The organism is Planctomycetota bacterium, from assembly GCA_035574235.1.
Lineage (GTDB): Bacteria > Planctomycetota > MHYJ01 > MHYJ01 > JACPRB01 > DATLZA01.
Genome location: DATLZA010000017.1, coordinates 1 through 6,976, shown reverse-complemented (window position 1 = coordinate 6,976; position 6,976 = coordinate 1). Strand labels below are relative to the sequence as shown.

Below are 6,976 nucleotides of genomic sequence, written 5' to 3'. Positions count from 1 at the left end.
GGGGGGGGGGGGATGGGCGTAATAACCCACCTTACCGAAAACAGGGTTCCGGAAGGCGCATGCCAGGCGAGGCCGGTGATGGATTGCACTGTTCCCGACGGGGCGGTGAACGTGTAAAACACCTCCGGCGCTCCGTCGGAGGGGATGCGGACGATGCGGCCGTCATAGCATCCCACGAAGGCCTCCTTGACGGCGGGGGTCGAGGAGGACTGCACGATGATGGTGTCGCCCTCGTCGCAGCTGGAGGCGCCCAGGAGCGCCAGGCCGGAGAGGAGCAGGCCGACCGCTCGGACCAGAAGACGCATGGAAGATACCCTCCCATCAAAGAACGGGCCGCCGGATCCCGAAACAGGGACGCGCGCGCCCCGGGCGGCCCGTCCGGGGGCGCGCGAGCCCTCCCATTAGGTTCTCCGCAAACGGGGCGGAAAAGTTTTAAAGAATCGACGCGGCGGATCTATAATCCCGCGGGGATCGGGACATGGGGTTCATCACCACCGTGTGGGCTCTCCTTTCGAGGGCCCGGGAGCGGGACGGCCCGGCGATGGAGGAGGTGGCCCGGACCTACGGCGAACCCGTCCGGGATTACTTCCGCCGCATAGGGTTGGACGCCGAGGCCGACGACCTGGCGCAGGAGGTCCTCCTGCGCGCCTGCCGCACGGAATTCCTGGAACGCGCCCGACCGGAAAAGGGACGCTTCCGCACGCTCCTTCATACCCTCATCCGGAACGTGCTGGCCGATTGGCGCCGCCGAGAGGAGGCGCTTCGCCGGCGGGCCTCCGGAGAGGCGCTTCCGCTGGATCAGATCCGCGAGCCTATGGACCCGGGACGGGAAATCTTCGAACGCCTCTGGATCGCCCATCTGACCCGAACGGCGCTCGGGGGACTCGAACGGGAGATTCCCGCGCAGGCCCGGGCGCTCCGCTGGCATTACCTCGAGGGATGCTCGTACGCCGACATCGCCGCGCGGCTGGGACGCGGGGAAAACGACGTCCGCAATCTTCTCTTTCACGCCCGCCGCAACCTGAAAGCCCACCTGGCGGACCTCATCCGCGCCGGCTGCCGGAACCCGGAAGACTACCGGGACGAACTGCGGGAACTCGTGGGGTTCGCGGATGACGGACGAGGAAGATAAGCTGCTGCGGCTCTTCCGCGAGATCCAGGCGGATCCGGAGGACGAAGCCCTTGCGCCTCCGGCCGCGCTCGCCGCCGAGGCCCGTCGCGATCCCGGCCGCCGGGTCGGCGGCAGGTTCCTGCTCCTGGACGTCGTGGGCTCGGGCGGCGGCGGCACCGTCTGGCGCGCCTGGGACGAGCGCCTCGGGCGTCTCTGCGCCGTCAAACTCCTGACCGACCCCGACCCCGAGCGCCGCCGCCGCCTCGAACGCGAGGCGCGTCTGGCCGCTGCGCTCTCCCACCCGGCCGTCGTGTCCGTCCATGAAGTGGGGCCCCACGGAGACGGCTTCTACATCGCGATGGACTACATCCCCGGACGGCCCCTCGACCGCGTGGATCCGGACCCGCGGGGATTGGCCCGCGCGGCGGAAGAGATCGCCCGGGCGCTCCAGCACGCCCACGAGCGCGGCGTTCTTCACCGGGACGTCACCCCCCGCAACATCCTTGTGGATGACGAGGGCCGCGCGCGCCTCATCGACTTCGGCCTGGCCCGGCCGCGCGACCCGGGAGGCACCCTCACCCGTTCGGGCGTGTTCGCCGGCACCCCCGCCTTCGTGGCCCCCGAGGTCGCTTCGGGGGAACCCGCCTCCGTGGCCTCCGACATCTACGGCCTGGGCGCGTCCCTCTACGCGGCCCTGGCGGGGCGCCCGCCCTACGAGGGGCGCGACCTGCTGGAACTCCTGGGCCGCCTGGCCGCCGAGGATCCACCCCCCCTGCGGCGCCTCAACCCCCGGGTGCCGCGGGAACTCGAGACGATCGTCGCCCGCGCGATGGCCCGGGACCCGGGGCGCCGCTATCCTTCCGCCTCCGCCCTGGCCGACGACCTGCGCCGATTCCTCGAAGGGCGCCCCATCGAAGCCCGCCCGCCGTCCCGTCTGGAGCGCGCCTGCCGCTGGGTCCGTCGCCGCCCCGGCGCGGCGGCCCTCGGCGCCGCCGCGGCGGCCGTTCTCCTGGGAGGGATCGCCGCCGCGACGCGGGCTTCCGAACGCGACCTTCGGCGCCTGCGGGCGGAACCCTTTCTCCAGGCCGGCCGCGACGCCCTGGAACAGGCCGAACGGCTCTTCATCATGGCCGACGCGGACCTGACGGTGCTCGACCGCCACCTCGCCCGCGCGCTCGAACTGCTGGGGCGAGCGCTCGAGGAGCGGCCGGAGGACGCCGAGGGGCACGCCGCGCGGGGCCGGGCGTTTCTCCTGCGCGAGCGCCCCCTCGAAGCCGAACGCGAACTTTCCCTGGCGATCGAAAGAGCCCGCACCAATCCGAGCTATTACCTCCACCGGGCGGCGGCGCGCGAGGCCCTGGCGGAGCGCGAACGCGCCCGTTCCCTGGCCGAAGGGCGCGGCTCGGAGGACCGCGGGTGGGGGGACGCCGCGCGGAGCGACCTGAAGCAGGTCCTCGTCTTGTCGCCCGACGACATCGACCGGAAGATCGCCCGGGCGCGCCTGGCGTTTCTGGAAGGAGACCTCGCGGAGGCCCGCCGGGCCGCCCGCGAGGGGTTGCGCGCCGACCCGAACCGGTGGGAGTTTCACTTCCTCCTGGGGCGCAGCACCTCGGGCGAGGATGCCCTGGCGGCCTTCCAGGAAGCCCACCGCCGGCGGCCCAACGACCCGACCTTGGCGTCCCACCTGGCGCAGTTGCTGGAGGAGACGCGGCGGCCCGAGGCGCTGGAGGAGGCGCTGGCTCTGGTGACGCGGAGCCTCGCGCGGCTTCCCGGAGATCCCCAGCGGATGGGCGACCGGGCGCGGATTCTGGGGAAGCTTCTTCGCTTCGAGGAGGCCCTGGCGGAGGCGTCGCGCATGGTCCAGGCGGCGCCCGAGGCGCCCTACGCGCTCTACCAGCGGGGCCAGCTTCTTCTTCTTCTCGACCGTCCGGACGAAGGGACCGCCGATCTCGAACGCTGCGTCCGGCGGATCCCGCCGGGGGTCACCGGGTGGGAGTATTTCAACGATCTCTCCCGCGCCTACGCCCGGCGGGGGCGGTGGGACGAGGTTCGTCGATGCCTCGAGGAGGCGTTGAGGCGCAACCGGGACCGGGAGGACCGCCAGGTGGACGCGAATCTGGGCCTGGCGCTCCTGGAGGCGCCGCCCGACGCCGGGCTCGGGGAGACGGCCCGGGGGGTGCGGGGATCCGCCCGGTTCGTCGCGGCCGGCGCGGGTTTTCTTGCGGCGCGCCTGTTGAGGGAGTTTTTCCCGGACCCGCCGGGGTCGGGGGCGGCCCTTGCGCGCGCGGCGGCGGAGGGAGCATCGGAGGCCGGGCCGTTTCTAGCGCTGGCCGCGCGGCGGCTCTATCTGGGGGACTTCGACGGCGCCTGCTCCACGGTGCCGCTGCGCTTCGTGGAGCTCCCGGGGGCGCGCCGCGAGGCGGCGCTTTTTCTGGCGCTGGCGCGCTCCTGCCGGGGCATGAAGGGGATGTACGAGGGAGGACCGGCGGACTGGCCGGAGATGCTGGAGGCGCCCGAGGACGGGATCGCCTACGCCGCCCGCGTCGGGCGGGGCCTCGTCCGGCTCCTTCGGCTGCGGAGCGGTTCGGAAGACACGATCGACGCGATCGAGGAGGAGTTCCGGACGGCGCGGCGGATCGATCCAGGGCGGCCCGAAGCGCCGCTGGCGTCGGGACTCCTGGCGGCCTTCCGGGGAGACGCGGAAGGGGCGGCCGCGCGCTTGCGGGAAGGCGTGGCTCTCGAACCGCGCGCGAGGGATCTTTTCGGGGAATGAGGGCCGTTACGGCTTGCGCAGTCCGGTCCGGTTCCAGGTGAAACCCAGGCGTTTCTCCCGCGCCCCCTTGGGGGCGATCTCGAGGCGGTAGATCAGGCCGTACGGGATCGCCTGAAGCGTGAGATCGCAGTCGTCCTCCTCCCCCCGGTAGCCGCGCACGACCATGTAGGACTCGTGAAGCTCCTCGAGCTTGCAGACCTCGAGGCTCGTCCCGTCGCTCAAAAAAAGCGTCAGCCGGTAGGAGTCGGGCTTCCCCGCCCGCTCGAGAAGGTCGCCGAGACCCGCGTTGAAGAACGCGCGGTTGAAGGGCGGTCCGCCGGGCGTCTCGCCCAGAAGGAAAACGGGCACGAAGGGAATTATACGCCCGAAAGGCGCCGCGGCGTCCAGGAATCGCGCGGGGCGGCCGATATGTTTCGAAGATGAATCAAACCCACCTCCGTCGGGGTAGAATAGTTCCAGGACGGGACGTTCACGAAGGGGGGCAAGGATCCGTGAACCCGGCGATTAACCCCAAGGTATTGAACGATTTGCGGGCGCTCGAGGAGCAGGGATCTCCCGGGTTTCTGGCGGAACTTATCGACGTTTTCTTCCGGGAGTTCGCGCGGCATCTCGACGGGCTGCGCCAGGCGATCGAGGACCGGGATGCGCGCGTGGCGGAGCGGCTGGCCCACACCATGAAGGGAAGCAGCGGAAACCTGGGGGCGGAGCCGCTGTCCCGCCTCTGCGCGACCCTCCAGGACGCCGCCCACGCGTCCGACTGGGACACGTTGCGCTCGCTCATCCCCCAGGTGGAAGCCGAATACGCGCGCGCCGGGCGCGAGCTTCAGGCCGAACGCCACCGGAAAGCCTGATCAGGGCGCCTGCCGGAGGGGAACAGCCGACGTGTCCGCCGCCGACCCGGGGTACGCCGACACGGAGAACCCCAGGTTCCTCCGGGAGGCCCCGAGCGGCGCGGGAACCGCCGTGGTCGTGAGCATCGAGGCGCCGCTCGGGAGGGAGCGGAACACCCCCGACGCGGGGAAACCGATCGTCCCGTCGCGCGCGAGTTTGAGCGCCCAGAGGTCGCTCCCGCCGGCGCCGGCCGAACGCGTGGCCCCCGCCGCCGCCACCCCGCCGTCCGGAGTCTCGCGCACCCAGATCATCGGCGCCCACTCGGAGCCCGGCCCCCCGTAGGTCCGCTGCCACAAGATCGAGCCGTCCGCCCCCGAAAGGCGCACGATCCAGAGGTCCTCCGCCCCGGCCCCGAAGGAGTCCGTCCATCCGCCCACCAGAAAATCGCCGTCCCGCGTGGGTTCCACCGAGAGGGCCGCGTCCGTGCGGGGGCCGCCGAAGGAGCGCTGCCAGACGGGGTTCCAGCGGCGGTCCAGGCGCACGATCCAGGCGTCGAAGTCCCCCGAACCGAAGGAGGAGGAGGCCGCCGCCAGGATCAAGCCCCCGTCCGGAAGGGGCACGGCCATATACGGAAGTTCCATGCCCGGGCCGCCGAGCCGCGCCGCGCGGCGGACGTTGCCGGCGGGATTGAGCTCCACGATCCAGGCGTCCCAGAATCCCCCCGGAGATTCCTCGACGGCCGAGGCGACGAGCCATCCGTTGCGCGCGGTCAGCTCGCGGATCTGGAGGCTGAAGCCGGGAGAAAATTCCGCGCGGCCCGTGTCGTAGGCGTAGCGCCACTGGAGTGCTCCGGCCGCATCGAACCGGGCCACCCAGAGGTCGGAGCCGCCCCCCGCCTGCGACCAGGTGTAGCCGGCGGCGACGAACCCTCCGTCGGAGGTTTCCTCGACGCCCAGGGCTTCGTCGTAGCGGGTCCCGCCCAGGGCGAGCTGGAAGCGAGGCGCGCCGTCCGGGGCCAGACGCGCGATCCAGGCGTCCCCCTGGCCGGGGGTCCAGCCGCATGCGCCCACGGCCAGGAGGTCCCCGTTGGAGGCGGGCCGCGCGTAGGTGGCCCATTCGCCGAGCGGGGTGCCGTACGCCTTCTGGCGCAGGATCGATCCGTCCGGAGCCAGCCGGAGGATCCACGCGTCGTAAGAGCCCCAGGTGAGCGGGAATCCTTCTCCGGAGACGGCCAGTCCGCCGTCGGGGAGGACCGACAGGGAAAGGGCGTCCTCGTCGCCGGCTCCGCCGCAGGTAGCGGCCCACGGGGTGACGACGCGGGCGGCGGAGGTGGGATGGAGGGAGCCGTCGAAGCCGCGGACCTGGAGGCGGTACTCGAGGAGGGTGCCTCCCGGGGGAGCGGAATCCGTCCAGGCGCGGGCGGAGCCGGGGAGCGGGGCCAGGGGGACGAAGGCCCCTCCGCCGGCGGCGCGTTCGACGACGAATCCGTCCACGGATCCCGAGGTCCACGAAAGCTCCACGCGGTCGGCGGAGGCCAGGACGGCCGAGAGCGCCACGGTCTCGTGGCAGGCGGGCAGGAGCGCCGCCGCGGCGGCAAGAGCCAGGACGCACCGCGCGACCCTCATGACGGCTTTTCGATTCCGAGGTTCTGCATTTTGTAGGACAAAATTCGCTCCGTCACCCCGAGGGCACGGGCGGCTCGGGCCTTGACCCATCCGTTTTTCTCGAGGGCCGCCAGGATCATGGAGCGTTCCAGGCGTTCCACGGCCTCGATGAGGCCTTCCTGGCCCGAGGGGGTCGGCGGCGCGGCCTCGGCGGCGTGGCCGCGGGTGACGGCGGGGGGCAGGTGCTCGGGGCGGATCTCGTCCCCGTCGCAGACGAGGACCGCGCGGTGGACGGCGTGCTGGAGTTCGCGGACGTTGCCCGGCCAGGTGTGGGCGCAGAGGGCTTCGAGCGCGGCGGCCGAGAATCCCAGGACTTGGCGCTTTTCGGAGCGGTTCGAGCGCGCCAGGAAGTGGCGGGCGAGTTCGGGGATGTCGCTCGGCCGTTCGCGCAGCGGCGGGATTTCGATGACGAGCGCGTTGATACGGTAGTAGAGATCCTTGCGGAACAGGCCTTTCTCGACCGCCTCCTCGAGGTTGCGGTGGGTGGCGCAGATGACGCGCACGTCCACGGCGATCTTCTCGTCGCCGCCGACGCGCTGGAAGGATCGCTCCTGGAGGGCGCGGAGGATCTTGGCCTGGGTGGGGAGGGGCATGTCG

At 71.8% G+C, this 6,976-nt stretch carries 7 protein-coding genes; 3 read left to right on the top strand and 4 right to left on the bottom strand.

Features of this window, described 5'->3' with window-relative positions; genetic code table 11:
- Nucleotides 1–305 (bottom strand): hypothetical protein (locus VNO22_01090; GenBank protein ID HXG59943.1); only part of this gene is annotated, 305 nt, incomplete at its 3' end.
- Between the two features lie 173 nt (nt 306–478).
- On the opposite strand from VNO22_01090, the gene VNO22_01085 reads away from it, so the two are divergent.
- Complete coding sequence (locus VNO22_01085) at nt 479–1,132, top strand: sigma-70 family RNA polymerase sigma factor (GenBank protein ID HXG59942.1); 654 nt, start codon at nt 479–481, stop codon at nt 1,130–1,132.
- Complete coding sequence (locus VNO22_01080; GenBank protein HXG59941.1) at nt 1,113–3,884, top strand: protein kinase; 2,772 nt, start codon at nt 1,113–1,115, stop codon at nt 3,882–3,884. Before VNO22_01085 ends, VNO22_01080 begins: the two co-directional genes overlap by 20 nt.
- A gap of 6 nt (nt 3,885–3,890) precedes the next feature.
- On the opposite strand, the gene VNO22_01075 is transcribed toward VNO22_01080, so the two are convergent.
- Nucleotides 3,891–4,232, bottom strand: coding sequence for a hypothetical protein (locus tag VNO22_01075; protein HXG59940.1), 342 nt, complete (start codon nt 4,230–4,232; stop codon nt 3,891–3,893).
- 143 nt (nt 4,233–4,375) lie between these two features.
- Between VNO22_01075 and VNO22_01070 the strand changes: the two genes are divergently transcribed.
- Nucleotides 4,376–4,735: an Hpt domain-containing protein gene (locus VNO22_01070; protein ID HXG59939.1), complete on the top strand. Its 360-nt coding sequence runs from the start codon at nt 4,376–4,378 to the stop codon at nt 4,733–4,735.
- Here the strand turns inward: VNO22_01070 and VNO22_01065 are convergent, their stop codons facing one another.
- Both VNO22_01065 and VNO22_01060 read right to left on the bottom strand, forming a co-directional pair.
- Complete coding sequence (locus VNO22_01065; GenBank protein ID HXG59938.1) at nt 4,736–6,340, bottom strand: hypothetical protein; 1,605 nt, start codon at nt 6,338–6,340, stop codon at nt 4,736–4,738.
- Nucleotides 6,337–6,976, bottom strand: a 640-nt coding sequence (locus VNO22_01060) for a sigma 54-interacting transcriptional regulator (GenBank protein HXG59937.1), incomplete at its 5' end; no start/stop codon positions are given. The genes VNO22_01060 and VNO22_01065, both read right to left, overlap by 4 nt.

Bases quoted from the DNA above. Each gene is read 5' to 3' on its own strand.
- VNO22_01065 (HXG59938.1), bottom strand. From the start codon at position 6,340: ATGAGGGTCGCGCGGTGCGTCCTGGCTCTTGCCGCCGCGGCGGCGCTC.
- VNO22_01085 (HXG59942.1), top strand. From the start codon at position 479: ATGGGGTTCATCACCACCGTGTGGGCTCTCCTTTCGAGGGCCCGGGAG.
- VNO22_01080 (HXG59941.1), top strand. From the start codon at position 1,113: ATGACGGACGAGGAAGATAAGCTGCTGCGGCTCTTCCGCGAGATCCAG.